Origin of the sequence: Enterobacter sp. HSTU-ASh6 (assembly GCF_026319105.1) — a bacterium.
Taxonomy (GTDB): Bacteria; Pseudomonadota; Gammaproteobacteria; order Enterobacterales; family Enterobacteriaceae; genus Enterobacter; species Enterobacter sichuanensis.
In genome coordinates this window covers 1-21,024 of record NZ_WSPD01000032.1, presented here as the reverse complement: position 1 = coordinate 21,024, position 21,024 = coordinate 1, and the positions used below count along the sequence as shown (strand labels likewise).

Genomic DNA, 21,024 nt, shown 5'->3' with positions numbered 1-21,024 from the left:
AGCAAATCCGTGAAAGACTTATTAAAGTTTCTGAAAGCGCAAACTAAAACCGAAGAGTTTGATGCGATCAAAATTGCTCTGGCTTCGCCAGACATGATCCGTTCATGGTCTTTCGGTGAAGTTAAAAAGCCGGAAACCATCAACTACCGTACGTTCAAACCTGAGCGTGACGGCCTTTTCTGTGCGCGTATTTTCGGGCCAGTAAAAGATTACGAGTGCCTGTGCGGTAAGTACAAGCGCCTTAAACACCGTGGTGTGATCTGTGAGAAGTGCGGCGTTGAAGTGACCCAGACCAAAGTGCGTCGTGAGCGCATGGGCCACATCGAGCTGGCGTCTCCGACTGCTCACATCTGGTTCCTGAAATCTCTGCCGTCCCGTATCGGTCTGCTGCTGGATATGCCGCTGCGCGATATCGAACGCGTTCTGTACTTCGAATCTTATGTGGTTATCGAAGGCGGGATGACGAACCTGGAACGTCACCAGATCCTGACTGAAGAGCAGTATCTGGACGCGCTGGAAGAGTTCGGTGACGAATTTGACGCGAAAATGGGTGCGGAAGCTATCCAGGCCCTGCTGAAGAGCATGGATCTGGAGCAAGAGTGCGAGCAGCTGCGTGAAGAGCTGAACGAAACCAACTCCGAAACCAAGCGTAAAAAGCTGACCAAGCGTATCAAACTGCTGGAAGCGTTCGTGCAGTCTGGTAACAAACCAGAGTGGATGATCCTGACCGTTCTGCCGGTTCTGCCGCCAGATCTGCGTCCGCTGGTTCCGCTGGATGGTGGTCGTTTCGCAACGTCTGATCTGAACGATCTGTATCGTCGCGTCATTAACCGTAACAACCGTCTGAAACGTCTGCTGGATCTGGCTGCGCCGGACATCATCGTACGCAACGAAAAACGTATGCTGCAGGAAGCGGTAGATGCCCTGCTGGATAACGGTCGTCGCGGTCGTGCGATCACCGGTTCTAACAAGCGTCCTCTGAAATCTTTGGCCGACATGATCAAAGGTAAACAGGGTCGTTTCCGTCAGAACCTGCTCGGTAAGCGTGTTGACTACTCCGGTCGTTCTGTAATCACCGTAGGTCCATACCTGCGTCTGCATCAGTGCGGTCTGCCGAAGAAAATGGCACTGGAGCTGTTCAAACCGTTCATCTACGGCAAGCTGGAGTTGCGAGGACTCGCCACCACCATCAAAGCCGCTAAGAAAATGGTTGAGCGTGAAGAAGCTGTCGTTTGGGATATCCTGGACGAAGTGATCCGCGAACACCCGGTACTGCTGAACCGTGCACCAACCCTGCACCGTCTGGGTATTCAGGCATTTGAGCCAGTCCTGATCGAAGGTAAAGCTATCCAGCTGCACCCGCTGGTTTGTGCGGCATATAACGCCGACTTCGATGGTGACCAGATGGCTGTTCACGTACCGCTGACGCTGGAAGCCCAGCTGGAAGCGCGTGCGCTGATGATGTCTACCAACAACATCCTGTCTCCAGCGAACGGTGAACCTATCATCGTTCCTTCTCAGGACGTTGTATTGGGTCTTTACTATATGACCCGTGACTGTGTTAACGCCAAAGGCGAAGGCATGGTGCTGACTGGCCCGAAAGAAGCTGAGCGTATTTATCGCGCTGGCCTGGCCTCTCTGCATGCGCGCGTTAAAGTGCGTATCACCGAATACGAAAAAGATGCAAACGGCGAATTCGTTGCGAAAACCAGCCTGAAAGACACGACCGTTGGCCGTGCCATTCTGTGGATGATCGTACCGAAAGGTCTGCCTTTCTCCATCGTCAACCAGGCGCTGGGCAAGAAGGCAATCTCCAAAATGCTGAACACCTGTTACCGCATTCTGGGCCTGAAGCCGACCGTTATCTTCGCTGACCAGACAATGTACACCGGCTTTGCTTATGCAGCGCGTTCAGGTGCATCTGTTGGTATTGATGACATGGTCATCCCAGAGAAGAAACACGAGATCATCTCTGAAGCGGAAGCCGAAGTTGCTGAGATCCAGGAGCAGTTCCAGTCTGGTCTGGTTACCGCGGGCGAACGCTATAACAAAGTTATCGATATCTGGGCCGCGGCGAACGATCGTGTATCCAAAGCGATGATGGATAACCTGCAGACCGAAACCGTGATTAACCGTGACGGTGTCGAAGAGCAGCAGGTTTCCTTCAACAGCATCTACATGATGGCCGACTCCGGTGCGCGTGGTTCTGCAGCACAGATTCGTCAGCTGGCAGGTATGCGTGGTCTGATGGCGAAGCCAGATGGCTCCATCATCGAAACGCCAATCACCGCGAACTTCCGTGAAGGTCTGAACGTACTCCAGTACTTCATCTCCACGCACGGTGCGCGTAAAGGTCTGGCGGATACCGCACTGAAGACAGCGAACTCCGGTTATCTGACGCGTCGTCTGGTTGACGTTGCGCAGGATCTGGTTGTGACCGAAGACGATTGTGGCACCCTCGAAGGTATCACCATGACCCCGGTTATCGAGGGTGGTGATGTTAAAGAGCCACTGCGCGATCGCGTACTGGGTCGTGTGACCGCGGAAGACATCCTGAAGCCGGGTACCGCAGACATTCTGGTTCCACGCAACACCCTGCTGCACGAACAGTGGTGTGACCTGCTGGAAGCGAACTCTGTTGACTCCGTGAAAGTGCGTTCCGTTGTATCCTGTGACACCGACTTTGGTGTATGTGCGCACTGCTACGGTCGTGACCTGGCGCGTGGCCACATCATCAACAAAGGTGAAGCTATCGGCGTTATCGCGGCACAGTCCATCGGTGAGCCGGGTACACAGCTGACGATGCGTACGTTCCACATCGGTGGTGCGGCATCTCGTGCGGCTGCTGAATCCAGCATCCAGGTGAAAAACAAAGGTAGCATCAAGCTCAGCAACGCGAAATCGGTTGTGAACTCCAGCGGTAAACTGGTTATCACTTCCCGTAACACCGAGCTGAAGCTGATCGACGAATTCGGTCGTACCAAAGAGAGCTATAAAGTGCCTTACGGTGCGGTTATGGCGAAAGGTGATGGCGAGCAGGTTGCCGGCGGTGAAACCGTTGCAAACTGGGATCCACACACCATGCCGGTTATCACCGAAGTAAGTGGTTTCATCCGCTTCACTGACATGATCGACGGCCAGACCATTACTCGTCAGACCGACGAGCTGACCGGTCTGTCTTCTCTGGTGGTTCTGGATTCTGCTGAACGTACTACCGGCGGTAAAGATCTGCGTCCTGCGCTGAAAATCGTTGATGCTCAGGGTAATGACGTTCTGATCCCAGGTACCGATATGCCTGCGCAGTACTTCCTGCCGGGTAAAGCGATTGTACAGCTGGAAGATGGCGTACAGATCAGCTCTGGTGACACTCTGGCGCGTATTCCTCAGGAATCCGGCGGTACCAAGGACATCACCGGTGGTCTGCCACGCGTTGCGGACCTGTTCGAAGCACGTCGTCCGAAAGAGCCGGCAATCCTGGCTGAAATCAGCGGTATCATCTCCTTCGGTAAAGAGACCAAAGGTAAACGCCGTCTGGTTATCACCCCGGTAGACGGTAGCGAGCCATACGAAGAGATGATTCCTAAGTGGCGTCAGCTCAACGTGTTCGAAGGTGAACGTGTAGAACGTGGTGACGTGGTTTCCGACGGTCCAGAAGCGCCGCACGACATCCTGCGTCTGCGTGGTGTGCATGCTGTTACGCGTTACATCGTTAACGAAGTACAGGACGTATACCGCCTGCAGGGCGTTAAGATTAACGATAAACACATCGAAGTTATCGTTCGTCAGATGCTGCGTAAAGCAACCATCGAAAACGCGGGCAGCTCCGAGTTCCTTGAAGGCGAGCAGGTTGAATACTCACGCGTCAAGATCGCTAACCGCGAACTGGAAGCGAACGGCAAAATCGGTGCGACCTTCTCGCGCGATCTGCTGGGTATAACCAAAGCGTCTCTGGCAACCGAGTCCTTCATCTCTGCAGCATCGTTCCAGGAAACTACTCGTGTCCTGACCGAAGCCGCTGTTGCAGGTAAACGTGATGAACTGCGCGGTCTGAAAGAGAACGTCATCGTGGGTCGTCTGATCCCGGCTGGTACCGGTTATGCGTACCATCAGGATCGTATGCGTCGTCGTGCTGCAGGCGAACTGCCAGCTGCACCGCAGGTTACTGCAGAAGATGCATCCGCGAGCCTGGCAGAACTGCTGAACGCAGGTCTGGGTGGTTCCGACAACGAGTAATCGTTGAGTCGCTAATAAAAAACCCGCTTCGGCGGGTTTTTTTATATCTGCACTCTTTCAGTTTACTAACGGGATCCGTCGATACAGCTCAATCATATCGCCCGCCAGATCCTGTATGACCATCGCGTTCATCAGGTGATCCTGGGAGTGGACGGTGATCAGGTTTACCGGCAGTTTTCCGCTGCCTTCATCAAGACCGATAAGCTGCGTCTGGATCGTGTGCGCATGCTTCACATATTCCCGCGATTCTTCCATCGCTTTCTCGGCTTCGGTAAAGTCACCTTTACGCGCCATCTGCAACGCCGTGAGGGCAGCACTGCGTGCCGCACCCGCATTAACCAGCAGTTCCATGATCGTTGTTTCTAAATCTTCCATGGTTCACTCCAGAAGTTTGAGCGCTTTTTCCAGTACGGCATCACCTTTCATCATGCCGTAATCCATCATGTCGATCACCGCGACCTTTTTACCCAGAGGGTCGGCCTGCGCCTGGAGTTTCGCCTGCTCGTATTTCACCTGGGGCCCCAGCAGAACGATGTCGGCCGTCGCGATGTTGTCTTTAAACTCCGCAACCGGAACGGCTTTAATGGTGACTTCTACTCCTTTTTTCTGCGCGGCGTCTTTCATACGTTGAACCAGCATGCTGGTTGACATTCCCGCTGCACAGCATAAAACGATGTTCTTCATAATCAGCCTCGATCTACATGTGTTTATTGATAATTATCCCGTGCAGAACGCTTCAACAACCGCTTTACCGCGATTGTGTGTCAGGCATCACAAAGAAATCAGCATTTTTCTGAAACCGGTTACAATTTTGCCAGGCATCGCGAAAATCAGCCGACGGAGGTGCGAAGAATGCGGTTTTTCCCCTGCCGCTTCGCACTGTAGAGAGCGTTATCCACACTTTCTACAAATTGCTCTAGCGGTTCGAAATGCCACTCCCCAAGACCACCGCTGAACGTGACCCGCAGGTTTTCCTCCCGCCAGACGCGCTTTTCAACCGCGGTACGCCATGCCTCCAGTAAGGAGAAGGCGTCCGCGATCTGCCCGGCCTGGAAGAGCACCGCGAACTCCTCTCCACCGTAGCGGTAAACCGGGACGTGATGCGGCTGCATAATCTGGATCCCTTCACGGGCTACGTTGCGCAGGACAATATCACCGGTCAGGTGGCCCAGGGTGTCGTTAATCGACTTAAAGTTATCGATATCCACCAGCGCCATCGCAAACGGCTGCTGGGCATTCAGCAATTCCGCGACATCGCTGTCGAATGCGCGGCGGTTTTTACAGCCCGTCAGCGCATCGTGAGTCGCCTGGCGCACATAGGCCATCTCGCGCTCTTTATTCGACTGGATCGTGTGGCTCAGCATGGCTTCAAGACGCGGTGCCTCGCTGACATCGCCGGTTTTGATGGCATTGATAATGTGCATCAGCACGCTACGCGAGGCGTGTCGGAGGTATAAGCCAAAGAGAATGATAATGATGGCCGCCAGCGCGAATCCCCAGCCAACAATCGTCGTTTCGTGACGGGTAATATCGGTGAGCGTATCACCTGATACCCGGTAGATGACAAACCAGTCCGGGTTAGTAAAGGAGTAGTAGTAATACCAGGCATTGCTTTTCTTGTCGTACAGGTGGCCTTCGCCGCTGGTCATTTTGTCCATCAGCGCTTCGCTTACGTACTTCTTGAAGAGCGCGCCGGTATCAGGGTGAAGCACGACGGCACCGTCACGTTCGACGACGAAGAATTCTCCCTGCACGGGCGCCACCATCTGACGCAGCGTATAGCCCATTGAGGTCAAATCGAGATGAAACGCGATCGTTCCCTTTAGTCTTCCTTCCGGTGAAATCAACGGTTTATAGAGGGTTACTGTCGGATGGCCGGTGAAGTAGTCCATGTAGGGGCGCGTATAGTGGCTGAAGATACTGGCTTCCGCCTGGGCGATAAACCACGGGCGCGTCCGGGGATCGAAGGTTTTACTCTTCTCCGTGGGCAGTACTTCCGGTGCGCGCAGATAATGCCCCTGCGTGTCGGCAAGCGAAATGGAGGAGACGGTCGGCATCAGGTTTTGCAAATGCATCACCATCTGCAGCCCCTGCGTCGGGTTGACGTTCAGCGTCTCGTTTAGCCTGTCGTCGCGCGCGAAGTATATCGCGGCACGGCCAAGGATATAGTCATTCTCACGCAGGATAGATTCGGTGTAGTTCACCGCCAGGTTGTGCGTAAAATTGCTATTAATCTTGTGATAATCCTCCAGAAAATCCTTTCTCTGCGAAAGCGTCACCGCGATCGCGATCACCGCAAAACTGCAGAGGATCCCCGCGAAGCTGAGCATGATTGGCCGGGTAAAAGAGAGCTTTTTGCTGTGAAGTGCCATGAGTTGTACATCGATCCTGATGGTGAATACTTTTCGTCTGCCGATATCCTCTCAGCATAGTCGCTGTCCTGCGGTTAGCGGTGAATTATACGGAACATGATTACTGACGGGATGATTTATCTTAAGGATCATTAAGAAAATACTTATTAAACGGGCGTGCGCTTTTTGCGCAATTAATCAGAGGCAGGGCGAAACGAGGAAGAAGCTTTTCGCCCTGGACAGCATCCGTTGCTGACCCTGCGACGATAAAAAACCGGATGAGTGCTGGCAATCATCCGGTTGTGACTCTCCGTAGCGCCTCGACACTTTTTTATCGGGTTGCGGTACGTTGCAACGTTATTGTGAGGCTCTTCCCAGCCAGCTGTCCCAGTCTTTCCAGACTGGTTGTAATCCCTGAGCGCTCAGGGCGGCAGCGACCGCTTCCGGACGCCGCCCGTCATGCGGTACAAACTGCTCCAGCTCCGGGCTATCGTCGGCGTAGCCACCAGGTTGCGTTTTGGAAAACGCGCTGACGTTGTTAATCGCGAGCGGGACCACGCGATCGCGAAACGCCGGCGATTCACGCGTTGACAGGGATAACTCCACTTCCGGCGCGAGCAGGCGAAACGCGCAGATGGTCTGCACCAGCTGGCGCTCATCCATAAGCGACGCCGGTTCAATCCCGCCTGCGCAAGGTCGCAGCCGGGGGAAAGAGATAGAATAACGGCTCTGCCAGTAGTGCTGCTGGAGCCACAGGAGATGTTCCGCCACCATGTAGCAATCCACCCGCCAGCTGTCGGAGAGCCCGATCAGCGCGCCCAGACCGATTTTGTCGATGCCAGCGCGGCCCAGCCTGTCCGGGGTCTCCAGGCGGAAGATGAAATCCTGTTTCTTCCCCTTAAGATGATGCCGGGCATAGGTCGCCTCATGGTACGTTTCCTGATAGACCATGACCCCATCCAGACCGAGCGTTTTGAGCTCCGCGTACTCCTCCTGCGAAAGAGGCTGCACTTCCATCTGCAACGACGCGAACTGACGACGAATAGCGGGAAGGTGCTCGCGAAAATAGTCCATTCCCACCTTCCCCTGGTGTTCGCCCGTTACCAGCAGCAGATGCTCAAAGCCCATTTCACGGATGGCCGCACACTCACGGGCAATCTCACCCTCATCGAGCGTTTTACGCTTGATGCGGTTGCTCATGGAGAAACCGCAGTAGGTACAGTCATTAGCGCACAGATTCGAAAGATAGAGCGGCACGTAGAAGCTCACCGTGTTGCCAAAGCGCTGACGGGTAAGCCGCTGGGCACGCTGGGCCATCGGTTCGAGGTACGCGCTGGCTGCCGGCGAGAGCAGGGCCATCAGATCTTCGCGGGTCAGATGTCGGGCCTGCAGCGCGCGCTCCACGTCGGCCGCCGTTTTGCTGTTGATGCGCAGGGCAATGTCGTCCCAGTTAAGCTGCCGCCAGCGCTCGGTAAACGTCCTCATGAGATCGCCTCCAGAAAACCGGTCAGCGGGCTGGTGGCCTGTGCCAGAAAACTTCGAGAACCGGGGCCGGATGCTCTTGCCAGCAAGCCGGCTTCGACAGCCATGCGGAACGCGCGGGCCATCGTGACCGGATCGTCGGCAACCGCAATGGCGGTGTTCACCAGTACCGCATCGGCACCCATCTCCAGCGCCTGCGCGGCGTGGCTGGGTACGCCAATGCCAGCATCTACCACCACCGGCACGGTGGCCTGTTCGATGATGATTTCCAGCATCGCGCGGGTTTCCAGCCCCTGATTGGAGCCGATAGGCGCGCCCAGCGGCATGACGGCGGCGCAGCCGACCTCTTCCAGCCGTTTACACAGCACGGGATCGGCCCCGCAGTAAGGCAGAACAGTAAAGCCTTGCTGCACCAGCTTTTCAGCCGCTTTCAGCGTTTCGATGGGATCGGGCAGCAGCCAGCGCGCGTCCGGGTGAATTTCCAGCTTGAGCCAGCGTGTGCCCAGCGCTTCACGGGCCAGCTGAGCCGCAAAAATCGCCTCCTCGGCGGTTTTCGCACCGGAGGTGTTGGGCAGCAGCGTGACGCCCGCTTCCAGTAAGGGAGCCAGAATGGCGTCGCTGTGGTGGCGCAGATCCACGCGCTTGAGCGCCAGCGTCACCAGCTGGCTGCCGCTTTCCCGAATGGCGTCCACCATCAGCTGCGGCGAGGCGAATTTCCCGGTTCCGGTAAACAGATGCGAATCAAAAATTTTATCAGCAATACGTAACATCTCAGCCCCCTGCGATAACCTGAAACAGCAGGATCTGGTCGCCCTCATTGACCTGCTGATGTTCCCACTGCTCGCGCGGCAGGATCTGTTGATTGAGTGCCAGCGCCGTTCCCGGCCTGAGCTGGCGCAGCTTGTCGAGCAGGACGGCAACGGTGAGGCCGTCATCGCATTTCATCGGCTCATCGTTAAACAGAATGCGCATCGTGGCCTCCGCATACCGGGCAGCGGCTGTCACGGTGCAGCGCCAGGTGGCGCCAGCCGCTGGAGCGGGCATCAAACAGCCGCAGGGTATTGCGTTCCGTCTCCATGCCGCTGAGTAGCTTGATGGCTTCCAGCGCCTGCATGGTGCCCATTACGCCGACCACCGGACCAAGAATGCCTGCCGTGCGGCAGTTGCGTTCCGGTTCGGCATCATCCGGCCACAGGCAGCGATAGCAGCCCTGTGCCCACGGTGGCGTCAGGACCATCATCTGGCCGCCGAACCCCACCGCACTGGCGGTGACGAGGGGGGTATGCGTGGCCACGCAGGCGGCGTTGATTGCCTGGCGCGTCGCCATATTGTCGGTACAGTCCAGCACCACATCAGCAAGGGCGACTTCACGCTGCAAATGTTCGCCGCTGAGCCGCTCCTGGCGCGCAATAAGCGTAATATCCGGGTTCAACTGATTCAGCCGCTGGCGGGTAATACGCGCTTTGGGCTGGTTGACATCCTCCGTGGTAAAAAGGATTTGGCGCTGCAGGTTACTGAGATGCACGTCGTCGTCATCGGCCAGCACCAGCGTGCCCACGCCGGCGCCTGCCAGATAGAGCGCGGCAGGTGCGCCTAATCCTCCCAGACCAACAATCAGCGCCCGGCTGGCGAGCAGTTTTTGCTGCCCGTCGATGGCAATATCCTCCAGCAGGATCTGGCGGCTGTAGCGCATAAAATCACGATCATTCATCACCTGCTCCTGCCAGCTGTAACAGCTGTTCGGTGGCGGCCTGCCAGTTTGCGGCCTGGGTGATGGCGCTGACGACGGCAATACTGCCAACGCCCGTCTCCAGCACCGCCGGCGCCCGTTCAAGGCTAATGCCGCCGATGGCAACGGTAGGATAATCGGCAAGGCGTTTGACGTGACCCGCCAGCTGCGTCAGCCCCTGCGGTGCGGAGGGCATCTGTTTGGTTTGCGTCGGAAAGACGTGACCGAGCGCGATATAGGAGGGGCGAGCCGTCAGCGCCACGTCGATCTCCATGTCGTCGTGCGTTGACACCCCCAGCCGTAATCCGGCGTCCCGGATAGCGCTCAGGTCCGTTGTTTCCAGATCCTCCTGCCCCAGATGCACGCCGTAAGCCTGGTGCTTAACGGCCAGTCGCCAGTAGTCGTTGATAAACAGACGGGCGTGATACTGACGCCCCAGCGCAATGGCGGCGACCATATCCGCCTCCACCTCGTCATCGTGTTTATCCTTGATGCGCAACTGGATCGTGCGAACGCCTGCCTCCAGCAGACATTTGATCCACGCCACGCTGTCCACCACCGGATAGAGACCTAAACGGTAGGGGACGGGCGGAAAATCGGGCTGATACATTACGCCTCCTCTTTTTTGAGGTAGATTTCGCCGCCTTTGGCGCGGAAGGTTTCAGACATGTCCGCCATGCCCACTTCAATGGTTTGTGTGGCGGCGTAGTCGCGTACCTCCTGGCTGATTTTCATTGAGCAGAATTTCGGTCCGCACATGGAGCAGAAGTGCGCGACTTTGCCCGATTCCTGCGGCAGGGTCTCGTCGTGATAGGCGCGGGCGGTGAACGGGTCAAGCGCCAGGTTGAACTGATCTTCCCAGCGGAATTCAAAGCGCGCCTTCGACATGGCGTTATCGCGGATTTGCGCGCCGGGATGGCCTTTCGCCAGGTCCGCAGCGTGGGCGGCGATTTTGTAAGTAATCAGCCCCTGCTTCACGTCCTCTTTGTTAGGCAGACCGAGGTGCTCTTTCGGCGTCACATAGCAGAGCATGGCGCAGCCGAACCAGCCGATCATCGCCGCCCCAATCCCGGAGGTGAAGTGGTCATAGCCTGGCGCAATATCGGTGGTCAACGGCCCCAGGGTATAGAATGGCGCTTCGTGGCAGTGCTCCAGCTCTTCGGTCATGTTGCGGCGGATCATCTGCATCGGCACATGTCCCGGGCCTTCAATCATCACCTGCACGTCATACTCCCAGGCGATTTTGGTCAGCTCGCCCAGGGTATGCAGCTCGGCAAACTGCGCTTCGTCGTTGGCGTCGCGAATAGAGCCCGGACGCAGGCCATCCCCCAGCGACAGGGAGACATCGTACGCGGCGCAGATTTCGCAGATCTCGCGGAAGTGTTCGTAGAGGAAGTTCTCTTTATGGTGCGACAGGCACCATTTGGCCATGATGGAGCCGCCGCGTGAGACAATACCGGTCAGACGTTTCGCCGTCATCGGCACGTAGCGCAGCAGTACGCCCGCGTGAATGGTGAAGTAATCTACCCCCTGTTCAGCCTGCTCCAGCAGCGTGTCGCGGAAGGCTTCCCAGGTGAGGTCTTCGGCAATGCCGTTGACCTTCTCCAGGGCCTGGTAGACGGGCACCGTTCCGATAGGGACCGGGCTGTTACGCAGGATCCACTCGCGGGTTTCGTGAATATAGCGCCCGGTTGAGAGATCCATGACCGTGTCCGCACCCCAGCGCGTTGACCAGACGAGCTTTTCCACCTCTTCTTCGATGGAAGAGGTGACGGCCGAGTTACCGATATTGGCGTTAACCTTCACCAGGAAATTGCGGCCGATAATCATCGGCTCAGATTCCGGGTGGTTGATGTTGGCGGGGATAATCGCACGGCCTGCGGCCACCTCATCACGCACAAACTCCGGCGTGATGTTCTCCGGCAGGCGAGCGCCAAAGCCTTCGCCCGGATGCTGATGGCGGAGCACTTCGCTGCGGATGCGCTCGCGCCCCATGTTTTCACGGATAGCGATAAACTCCATCTCCGGCGTGACGATACCCTGGCGCGCATAGTGCAACTGGGTCACACGTTTGCCCGCTTTCGCCCGTTTCGGCGTCAGCAGTCCGGCGAAGCGCAGCTCATCAAGACCGTCGTCGGCCAGACGCGCTTTGGTGTAAGCCGAACTGCGATCAGATAGCGCTTCGCAGTCATTACGTTCATCAATCCATGGCTGGCGCAGTTTCGCCAGACCCTGCTGCACGTTAATGGCAACAGCAGGATCGCCGTACGGGCCGGAGGTGTCATACACCGGCACGGCTTCGTTGTCTTCATACTGCGGGTTATCTTTACTGCCGCCGATAAGCGTCGGGCTTAGCTGGATTTCGCGCATCGGGACGCGGATATCCGCCCGGGAGCCGGAAATGTAGATGCGTTTTGAGTTCGGGAAAGCAGTGCCTTCCAGGGTATCAATAAAGTGTTGGGCCTGTGCGCGCTGTTCGCGGCGGGTCAGTTTTGCAGTAGACATAGCTCATTCCAAAAGTGAAGGACATGGCTTGTCAGACGACGGATGAAGCAAGAGAGGATCGCCCGGTGGGCGATACAACAGCAGTGTGACTCTTGTTCCCTTCGCAGGTATTAACCTGATCAGGTTCCGCGGATCCCGAATTAACGGTCTCAGCCCGGCTTTCGCTCTGGGCACTCCGACAAGAAAAATCCCCCTCGTGAGAGGGGCGAATGGTTGTAAATTACTCGTTAACGATTAAGAACTCAAGCAGGGCGCATGATGTTATCTTCGGGGCTGGCATCCAGGACGAGGCTAATCAGCTTATCTTCCAGCGTGAATCGCTCTTCCAGCGCTTCGCCAAGGTCGGAAAGCGCCTGCTGGAACTCAAGATAGTTATCGTGATCGATGGCGTTCTCAAGCGTGGAATCGTAGTAGTCCATGATCTGCTGGGTGTTAGCTTCCAGCAGCGGATAGAGCTTGCTGGCCGCTAAATACGGTGTTGTCCCTTCCATTTCGCGGATAATACGTTCATAAATATTGAAATGGCCGTCGGACAGATAGTCGACCAGGCTCTGACAAAAATCATCCAGCGCTTTTTCATTCAACCGCATAAACGATTCTTTGCCAGGCTTAATACCGACCAGATTGTAATAAGCCACGAGTAGATGCTTGCGCACATGTAGCCAGCGATCCACCAGTTTGTTACTTCCTCTAACGCGCTCAGTCAGGCTTTCCAGCTGGTTTAACATGGTCGACTCCGCAAAGTGTAGGATTGAATCTGCTCATCCAGAATGTAACCACAATGCTAACAACATGTCAGTGAAGCGAAGGTAGTGCAATAGATATGGATCGTATTATTGAAAAATCAGATCTCGGTTGGTGGATCGTCAGTCACGAACAAAAATTATGGCTTCCTGACGGGGAGATCCCTTATGGCGCAGCAGAGAGGTTCGATCTTGTGGGCCAGCCGGCGCTGAAGATCGGCGAATGGCAGGGAGATGCGGTGTGGTTGATCCAACAACCCCGCCGTCAGGAGATGGGATCGGTTCGACAGGTGTTGGATCTGGACGTGGGCCTGTTCCAGCTGGCGGGGCGCGGTGTACAGCTGGCGGAGTTTTACCGCTCGCATAAATACTGCGGCTACTGCGGTCACACCATGCACCCGAGCAAAACCGAGTGGGCGATGCTCTGCAGCCACTGCCGCGAACGCTACTACCCACAAATTGCGCCGTGCATTATCGTCGCTATCCGCCGGGAGGATTCTATTTTGCTGGCCCAGCATACCCGTCATCGCAACGGCATTCACACCGTGCTGGCTGGTTTCGTTGAGGTGGGTGAAACGCTGGAGCAGGCGGTGGCGCGCGAGGTGATGGAAGAGAGTGGGATTAAAGTGAAAAACCTGCGCTACGTGACCTCCCAGCCCTGGCCCTTCCCGCAGTCGCTGATGACGGCCTTTATGGCCGAATACGACAGCGGCGAGATCGTTATCGATCAGAAAGAGCTGCTGGAAGCGAACTGGTATCGCTATGACGATTTACCGCTCCTTCCCCCACCGGGCACCGTGGCGCGTCGGCTGATAGAAGATACCGTGGCGATGTGTCGGGCCGAGTATGAGTAGTGTTACACTGGGGCCATGACGCTTAAGGAACTGCAAAAATGACCGAACTGAAGAACGATCGTTATCTGCGTGCGCTGCTGCGCCAGCCCGTTGATGTCACCCCGGTATGGATGATGCGCCAGGCGGGACGCTATTTGCCAGAGTACAAAGCCACGCGCGCGCAGGCGGGTGATTTTATGTCGCTGTGCAAAAACGCCGAGCTGGCCTGCGAAGTGACGCTCCAGCCGCTGCGTCGCTTCCCGCTGGATGCCGCCATTCTCTTTTCGGACATTCTGACCATTCCGGACGCGATGGGCCTTGGGCTCTATTTCGAAACCGGTGAGGGCCCGCGTTTTACCTCCCCGATTAAAAGCAAAGCGGATGTCGATAGGCTGCCGATCCCCGATCCGGAAGGAGAACTGGGGTATGTGATGAACGCTGTGCGCACCATTCGCCGCGAGCTGAAAGGCGAAGTGCCGCTGATTGGTTTTTCCGGCAGCCCATGGACGCTGGCGACCTATATGGTTGAAGGGGGCAGCAGCAAAGCCTTCACCCAGATTAAAAAGATGATGTACGCCGAGCCGCTGGCCCTGCATGCGCTTCTCGACAAGCTGGCGAAGAGCGTCACGCTCTACCTCAACGCGCAGATTAAAGCGGGTGCGCAGTCGGTCATGATTTTCGACACCTGGGGTGGCGTGCTGACCGGCCGCGATTATCAGCAGTTCTCGCTGTACTATATGCACAAAATTGTCGATGGCCTGTTGCGTGAAAACGAAGGCCGCCGCGTGCCGGTGACGCTGTTCACCAAAGGTGGCGGTCAGTGGCTGGAAGCCATGGCGGCAACCGGGTGTGACGCGCTGGGTCTTGACTGGACCACCGATATCGCTGATGCCCGCCGCCGCGTGGGCGACAAAGTGGCGCTGCAGGGCAATATGGATCCTTCCATGCTCTATGCGCCGCCTGCCCGCATTGAGGAAGAAGTGTCGACTATACTGTCTGGTTTCGGCAAGGGTGAAGGACACGTCTTTAACCTTGGCCATGGTATTCATCAGGATGTGCCGCCAGAGCACGCTGGCGTATTTGTGGAGGCGGTGCATCGGCTTTCTGCCCAGTATCACCAGTAAGGAGTGGTTATGGATCTCGCGTCGCTACGCGCTCAACAAATCGAACTGGCTTCATCAGTGATCCGTGAGGATCGGCTGGATAAGGATCCTCCTCAGTACATTGGCGGAGCCGACGTTGGGTTCGAGAAGGGCGGTGAAGTGACGCGAGCGGCGATGGTGGTCCTGAAATACCCTTCGCTTGAGCTGGTGGAATACAAGGTGGCGCGTATCGCCACCACCATGCCCTACATTCCCGGCTTTCTCTCCTTTCGCGAATATCCCGCGCTGCTGGCCGCGTGGGAGCAACTTTCGCAAAAACCCGACCTGCTGTTTGTCGATGGACACGGTATCTCACACCCGCGCCGTTTAGGCGTTGCCAGCCACTTTGGGCTGCTGGTGGATGTGCCGACCATTGGCGTCGCCAAGAAACGTCTCTGCGGCGCGTTTGAACCCCTTTCCGCTGAGCCGGGCGCGCTGGCGCCGCTTATCCATAAAGGGGAGCAGCTGGCATGGGTCTGGCGCAGTAAAGCCCGCTGTAACCCACTGTTTATCGCCACCGGGCATCGGGTAAGTATGGACAGCGCTCTGGCGTGGGTGCAGCGCTGTATGAAGGGCTACCGTTTACCGGAACCCACGCGCTGGGCAGACGCCGTGGCCTCTTCGCGTCCAGCTTTTGTTCGTTGGCAGGAAATTCAGCGATGATTCAGGTAAACTGCGCCTAATTTTCGATTCGAGAGATCATCATGCTACAAAACCCGATTCACCTGCGCCTGGAAAAGCTGGAAAGCTGGCAGCACGTCACCTTTATGGCTTGCCTGTGCGAGCGCATGTATCCCAACTATGCCGCGTTTTGCAAGGAGACGGGCTTTGGCGATGGGCATATTTATCGTCGCATTCTGGACCTGATCTGGGAAACGCTGACGGTGAAAGACGCGAAGGTGAATTTCGACTCTCAGCTGGAAAAGCTGGAAGAGGCGATTCCGGTTGCGGATGATTTTGACCTGTATGGCGTCTACCCGGCGATTGATGCCTGCGTGGCGTTAAGCGAACTGCTTCACTCCCGTCTGAGCGGCGAAACGCTGGAGCATGCTATCGAAGTCAGTAAAGCGTCTATCACCACCGTGGCGATGCTGGAAATGACCCAGGAAGGTCGTGAAATGACCGACGAAGAGCTGCGTGCAAACCCGGCCGTAGAGCAAGAATGGGACATTCAGTGGGAAATTTTCCGCCTGCTGGCAGAGTGTGAAGAACGCGATATTGAGCTGATAAAAGGGCTGCGCGCAGACTTACGTGAGGCCGGCGAGAGCAATATTGGTATAATTTTTAACCAATGAGATAAGAAAACTTGAGATAACGCCCGTTTTGTCGCTCCTCGACTCTTCCCTTTCGACCCTTGTCTGGTCTACATTTGGGGGGCGAAAAAAAGTGGCTATCGGTGCGTGTATGCAGGAGAGTGCTTTTTTGGCATTTTCGTCGCACTCGATGCTTAGCAAGCGATAAACACATTGAAAGGATAACTTATGAACAAGACTCAACTGATTGATGTAATTGCGGACAAGGCTGATCTGTCTAAAGTGCAGGCTAAAGCTGCTCTGGAATCTACCCTGGCTGCTATTACTGAGTCTCTGAAAGAAGGTGATGCTGTACAACTGGTTGGTTTCGGTACCTTCAAAGTGAACCACCGCGCTGAGCGTACTGGCCGCAACCCGCAGACCGGTAAAGAAATCAAAATCGCCGCAGCTAACGTGCCGGCATTTGTTTCTGGTAAAGCACTGAAAGACGCTGTTAAGTAAGACGCGTGGCAGTGAACAGTTTTAGCGAAGGGGCGGCAACGCCCCTTTTGTCTTTCTGGCGTGGAACGCTCGCGCTGGCAGGCATGCTGTTGCTGTCAGCCTGTAGCCACGATACCTCTCTGCCACCGTTTACCGCCAGTGGCTACGCGGATAACCAGGGTGCGGTCAGGATCTGGCGTAAAGATTCCGGCGGTGAAGTTCATCTGCTCTCTGCGTTTAGCCCGTGGCATAACGGCAATACGTCGACGGCGGAATATCGCTGGCAGGGCGATGAGCTGTCGCTCATTGAACTGAACGTCTACAGCAAAACCCCCGAACATGTGAAAGTGCGTTTTGACGACCACGGCGAGCTGAGCTTTATGCAGCGTGAAGTCAGCGGTCAAAAACAGCAGCTTTCCAGCGATCAAATCGCGCTCTACCGTTATCGAGCTGAACAAATCCGCCAGACCAGCGATGCGCTGCGTCAGGGCCGCGTCGTGCTGCGCCAGGGGCGCTGGCATACTGATGGGACGGTGACAACCTGCGAAGGGCAGACCATCAAGCCTGATCTCGAATCCTGGGCCATCGAACACATCGAACGACGTCAGCGGCATTCATCAATGGAAGTGAGTGTGGCGTGGCTTGACGCGCCGGAAGGCTCTCAGCTGCTGCTGGTGGCTAACGAAGACTTCTGCACCTGGCAGCCGACAGAGAAGAGTTTCTGAGTTCTGTGGATTAAGCCGGATGGCGCTAACGCTTATCCGGCCTACGAACGATCCCCTCTCCCGAGGGTTAGGGTGAGGGGAAATTACTCCCCCTGCTCACGCGCAATCGCGCGATAGCCGATATCCTGGCGGCTAAAGCTACCGTTCCAGTGAATATCCGCCATCAGCGCATAGGCGCGTTTCTGCGCTTCTGCTACGGTATGGCCCAGCGCGGTGGCACACAGCACGCGTCCGCCGTTGGTCAGTACGCGGTCATCGTCAGCCAGCTTCGTTCCGGCGTGGAATACCTTCGCGTCTTCAACCTCTTCCAGCGGCAGGCCGTGGATCTCATCACCGGTGTTGTAGTGGCCAGGGTATCCACCCGCAGCAATGACTACGCCCAGTGACGCACGCTCGTCCCACTCGGACGTTTTCTCGTCCAGCTTACCTTCGCATGCCGCCAGGCACAGTTCTACCAGGTCGGATTTCATGCGCAGCATGATGGGCTGGGTTTCCGGATCGCCAAAGCGGCAGTTGAATTCGATGACCTTAGGATTACCCTGTTTGTCGATCATCAGGCCCGCATAGAGGAAACCGGTGTACGTATTCCCCTCGGCAGCCATCCCTTTTACAGTTGGCCAGATGATGCGATCCATCGTGCGCTGGTGCACTTCATCAGTGACCACCGGAGCAGGGGAGTAAGCCCCCATTCCGCCGGTATTCGGGCCGGTATCGCCATTGCCCACACGCTTATGATCCTGGCTGGTGGCCATCGGCAGAACGTGCTCGCCGTCGACCATCACGATAAAGCTCGCCTCTTCGCCGTCGAGGAACTCTTCAATCACAATGCGGTGGCCCGCATCGCCAAAAGCATTGCCTGCCAGCATATCCTGAACCGCGGCTTCGGCTTCTTCGAGCGTCATCGCCACGATCACGCCTTTCCCGGCAGCCAGGCCGTCGGCCTTAATGACAATCGGTGCGCCTTTTTCACGCAGGTAAGCCAGAGCGGGCTCCACCTCTGTAAAGTTCTGGTATTCCGCCGTCGGGATATTGTGACGTGCGAGGAAATCTTTGGTGAAAGCTTTGGAGCCCTCCAGCTGGGCAGCACCTTCCGTTGGGCCGAAGATTTTCAGGCCTGCCGCGCGGAACGCATCCACCACGCCAATCACCAGCGGCGCTTCCGGGCCGACGATGGTCAGGTCGATTTTCTCGCTTTGGGCGAAACTCAACAGCGCCGGAATGTCGGTCACGCCGATAGCCACGTTCTGCAGCGCGGGTTCCAGGGCGGTACCGGCGTTGCCCGGTGCCACGAAGACCGTTTTCACCCGCGGAGACTGGGCCGCTTTCCATGCCAGAGCGTGCTCGCGTCCGCCGTTACCAATCACTAATACTTTCATTTTCTGCTCCGGAAATTAATGGCGGAAGTGACGCATGTCGGTGAAGATCATCGCAATGCCGTGTTCGTCGGCAGCGGCAATCACTTCGTCGTCACGGATAGAACCACCCGGCTGGATCACGCAGGTGATGCCTACCGCGGCAGCCGCGTCGATACCGTCACGGAACGGGAAGAAGGCATCAGAGGCCATGGCGGAGCCTTTCACTTCCAGACCTTCATCGCCTGCTTTAATGCCCGCGATTTTCGCCGAGTAAACGCGGCTCATCTGGCCTGCGCCTATCCCGATGGTCATGTTCTCTTTGGCGTAAACAATGGCGTTGGATTTGACGAACTTCGCCACTTTCCAGCAGAACAGCGCGTCACGCAGTTCCTGCTCAGTTGGCTGACGCTTGGTCACCACGCGCAGGTCGGCTTCTGTCACCATACCCAGATCGCGGTCCTGTACCAGCAGGCCGCCGTTCACGCGTTTGAAGTCCAGGCCCGGAACGCGTTCCGCCCACTGGCCGCAAACCAGGACGCGCACGTTCTGTTTCGCCGCAGTGATCTTCAGCGCTTCTTCAGACGCCGATGGCGCGATGATCACTTCAACAAACTGACGGGAGATAATGGCCTGCGCGGTTTCGGCATCCAGTTCGCGGTTAAACGCGATAATGCCGCCGAAGGCAGACGTCGGGTCGGTTTTGTAGGCGCGGTCATAGGCATCCAGAATGGAGGTGCTCACGGCAACGCCGCATGGGTTTGCGTGCTTGACGATAACGCAGGCAGGCTCGCTGAATTCTTTCACGCATTCCAGCGCGGCGTCGGTATCGGCAATGTTGTTATAGGAGAGCGCCTTACCCTGAACCTGCCGGGCGGTCGCAACAGAGGCTTCTTTTACCTCTTCTTCTATATAGAAAGCAGCCTGCTGGTGGCTGTTCTCGCCGTAACGCATATCCTGCTTCTTGATGAAGTTCAGGTTCAGGGTGCGCGGGAAGCGACCGGAAGGATCTTTACTTTCACCGTGGTAAGCCGGTACCAGACTACCGAAGTAGTTGGCAATCATGCTGTCGTACGCGGCGGTGTGTTCGAAGGCTTTGATGGCGAGGTCGAAACGCGTTTCCAGGGTCAGTGACCCTTCGTTGGCGTCCATCTCATTAATAATGGCTTCGTAATCGCTGCTCTTTACGACGATGGCGACATCTTTATGGTTCTTGGCCGCGGAGCGCACCATGGTCGGGCCGCCGATATCAATATTTTCTACGGCATCTTCCAGAGAGCAGCCTTCACGGGCAACGGTCTGGGCGAACGGATAAAGGTTAACGACAACCATGTCGATTGGCGCGATCTCATGCTGTTCCATAATGGCGTCGTCCTGACCGCGACGGCCAAGAATACCGCCGTGGACTTTTGGGTGCAGGGTTTTGACGCGTCCATCCATCATTTCCGGGAAACCGGTGTAATCGGACACTTCGGTTACCGGCAGACCCTTATCTGCTAACAGGCGAGCGGTACCGCCTGTAGAAAGCAGCTCCACACCGCGTGCAGAAAGTGCCTGAGCGAATTCGACGATACCGGCTTTATCAGAAACACTGAGCAGAGCGCGGCGGACTGGACGACGTTGTTGCATGGTAAATCCCCTGGATTTCACGATTACAGAGAGCGTTAGATGAATTTTCCTGTGAAAAACTCATCTAACACACCTGACGAGGCATCCTTGTGAAGCGCGAGCATTTTAACGAAAACGTTTGCGCAACGCTCGCACATTTTCACTTTTTCGTATCATTGTGGATAAGTCTGTGTGTAAAAAGGTATAAGGCGGGGTTTTGCTGTGGAATGCAGCAGTCAGTCATCTTTCTGTCATTTAGCGGTTGCGGCCTGCGGAGAACTCCCTATAATGCGCCTCCATCGACACGGCGGATGTGAATCACTTCACAAACAACCCGGTCGGTTGAAGAGAAAAAATCCTGAAATAACGGGTTGACTCTGAAAGAGGAAAGCGTAATATACGCCACCTCGCAACGGTGAGCGAAAGCCGCGTTGCACTGCTCTTTAACAATTTATCAGACAATCTGTGTGGGCACTCAAAGTGACATGGATTCTTAATGTCTTCGGACAATAAATGAATACCAAGTCTCAACGAGTGAACACGTAATTCATTACGAAGTTTAATTCATTGAGCATCAAACTTTTAAAT

Annotated in this window: 19 protein-coding genes and 1 riboswitch; of the genes, 7 read left to right on the top strand and 12 right to left on the bottom strand. The window is 56.1% G+C overall.

Annotation, left to right across the window (positions count from 1 at the left end):
* The first annotated feature begins 9 nt into the window (after positions 1–9).
* A complete protein-coding gene (gene rpoC / locus GM298_RS22370; RefSeq protein WP_008503454.1) occupies positions 10–4,233 on the top strand; it encodes a DNA-directed RNA polymerase subunit beta' in 4,224 nt (1,407 codons plus the stop codon).
* A 57-nt stretch (positions 4,234–4,290) separates the two neighbouring features.
* Here rpoC and GM298_RS22365 read toward each other — a convergent pair whose 3' ends face one another.
* From GM298_RS22365 to GM298_RS22320, 10 genes are all read right to left on the bottom strand, one after another.
* Entirely contained in the window at positions 4,291–4,608 is a 318-nt protein-coding gene (locus GM298_RS22365) for a PTS lactose/cellobiose transporter subunit IIA (protein ID WP_025759618.1), read from the bottom strand.
* Between the two features lie 3 nt (positions 4,609–4,611).
* Positions 4,612–4,917, bottom strand: a complete 306-nt coding sequence (locus GM298_RS22360; protein WP_014882067.1) for a PTS sugar transporter subunit IIB — start codon at positions 4,915–4,917, stop codon at positions 4,612–4,614.
* 146 nt (positions 4,918–5,063) lie between these two features.
* Entirely contained in the window at positions 5,064–6,605 is a 1,542-nt protein-coding gene (locus GM298_RS22355) for a sensor domain-containing diguanylate cyclase (protein ID WP_088244016.1), read from the bottom strand.
* A gap of 336 nt (positions 6,606–6,941) precedes the next feature.
* Positions 6,942–8,069 (bottom strand): 2-iminoacetate synthase ThiH, encoded by a 1,128-nt coding sequence (thiH, locus tag GM298_RS22350; RefSeq protein WP_266155339.1) that lies wholly within the window; start codon positions 8,067–8,069, stop codon positions 6,942–6,944.
* Positions 8,066–8,836 carry a thiazole synthase gene (thiG, locus tag GM298_RS22345; RefSeq protein ID WP_025759614.1) on the bottom strand — a complete coding sequence of 257 codons (771 nt, stop codon included), beginning with the start codon at positions 8,834–8,836 and terminating at the stop codon, positions 8,066–8,068. Before thiG ends, thiH begins: the two co-directional genes overlap by 4 nt.
* A gap of 1 nt (position 8,837) precedes the next feature.
* Positions 8,838–9,038: a sulfur carrier protein ThiS gene (gene thiS, locus GM298_RS22340; RefSeq protein WP_025759613.1), complete on the bottom strand. Its 201-nt coding sequence runs from the start codon at positions 9,036–9,038 to the stop codon at positions 8,838–8,840.
* Complete coding sequence (locus GM298_RS22335) at positions 9,022–9,777, bottom strand: HesA/MoeB/ThiF family protein (RefSeq protein ID WP_126801725.1); 756 nt, start codon at positions 9,775–9,777, stop codon at positions 9,022–9,024. Before GM298_RS22335 ends, thiS begins: the two co-directional genes overlap by 17 nt.
* Positions 9,770–10,405 carry a thiamine phosphate synthase gene (gene thiE / locus GM298_RS22330; protein WP_266155337.1) on the bottom strand — a complete coding sequence of 212 codons (636 nt, stop codon included), beginning with the start codon at positions 10,403–10,405 and terminating at the stop codon, positions 9,770–9,772. The genes GM298_RS22335 and thiE overlap by 8 nt, the downstream gene beginning before the upstream one ends.
* Entirely contained in the window at positions 10,405–12,300 is a 1,896-nt protein-coding gene (thiC, locus tag GM298_RS22325) for a phosphomethylpyrimidine synthase ThiC (RefSeq protein ID WP_045286641.1), read from the bottom strand. Before thiC ends, thiE begins: the two co-directional genes overlap by 1 nt.
* Before the next feature lie 79 nt (positions 12,301–12,379).
* A riboswitch (TPP riboswitch) is annotated at positions 12,380–12,488 on the bottom strand.
* Between the two features lie 54 nt (positions 12,489–12,542).
* Positions 12,543–13,028, bottom strand: a complete 486-nt coding sequence (locus GM298_RS22320) for an Rsd/AlgQ family anti-sigma factor (RefSeq protein WP_045286642.1) — start codon at positions 13,026–13,028, stop codon at positions 12,543–12,545.
* 95 nt (positions 13,029–13,123) lie between these two features.
* Here GM298_RS22320 and nudC point away from each other — a divergent pair, with 95 nt between their 5' ends.
* The 6 genes from nudC to GM298_RS22290 all read left to right on the top strand — a co-directional run bounded on the left by nudC (position 13,124) and on the right by GM298_RS22290 (position 17,476).
* On the top strand, positions 13,124–13,897 hold the full coding sequence (nudC, locus tag GM298_RS22315) for an NAD(+) diphosphatase (RefSeq protein ID WP_025759607.1): 774 nt from the start codon (positions 13,124–13,126) through the stop codon (positions 13,895–13,897).
* A gap of 38 nt (positions 13,898–13,935) precedes the next feature.
* Positions 13,936–15,000, top strand: coding sequence for a uroporphyrinogen decarboxylase (gene hemE, locus GM298_RS22310; protein ID WP_095449982.1), 1,065 nt, complete (start codon positions 13,936–13,938; stop codon positions 14,998–15,000).
* Positions 15,001–15,009: 9 nt separating this feature from the next.
* Positions 15,010–15,681, top strand: coding sequence for a deoxyribonuclease V (gene nfi, locus GM298_RS22305; RefSeq protein WP_262784719.1), 672 nt, complete (start codon positions 15,010–15,012; stop codon positions 15,679–15,681).
* A 41-nt stretch (positions 15,682–15,722) separates the two neighbouring features.
* Positions 15,723–16,313: a YjaG family protein gene (locus GM298_RS22300; protein WP_032644509.1), complete on the top strand. Its 591-nt coding sequence runs from the start codon at positions 15,723–15,725 to the stop codon at positions 16,311–16,313.
* A 186-nt stretch (positions 16,314–16,499) separates the two neighbouring features.
* Positions 16,500–16,772 carry a nucleoid-associated protein HU-alpha gene (hupA, locus tag GM298_RS22295; RefSeq protein WP_002445246.1) on the top strand — a complete coding sequence of 91 codons (273 nt, stop codon included), beginning with the start codon at positions 16,500–16,502 and terminating at the stop codon, positions 16,770–16,772.
* A gap of 11 nt (positions 16,773–16,783) precedes the next feature.
* A complete protein-coding gene (locus GM298_RS22290; protein WP_266155341.1) occupies positions 16,784–17,476 on the top strand; it encodes a DUF1481 domain-containing protein in 693 nt (230 codons plus the stop codon).
* Positions 17,477–17,559: 83 nt separating this feature from the next.
* Here GM298_RS22290 and purD read toward each other — a convergent pair whose 3' ends face one another.
* Positions 17,560–18,852, bottom strand: a complete 1,293-nt coding sequence (purD, locus tag GM298_RS22285; protein WP_025759602.1) for a phosphoribosylamine--glycine ligase — start codon at positions 18,850–18,852, stop codon at positions 17,560–17,562.
* Between the two features lie 15 nt (positions 18,853–18,867).
* Complete coding sequence (gene purH, locus GM298_RS22280; protein WP_095442150.1) at positions 18,868–20,457, bottom strand: bifunctional phosphoribosylaminoimidazolecarboxamide formyltransferase/IMP cyclohydrolase; 1,590 nt, start codon at positions 20,455–20,457, stop codon at positions 18,868–18,870.
* Positions 20,458–21,024 lie beyond the last annotated feature (567 nt).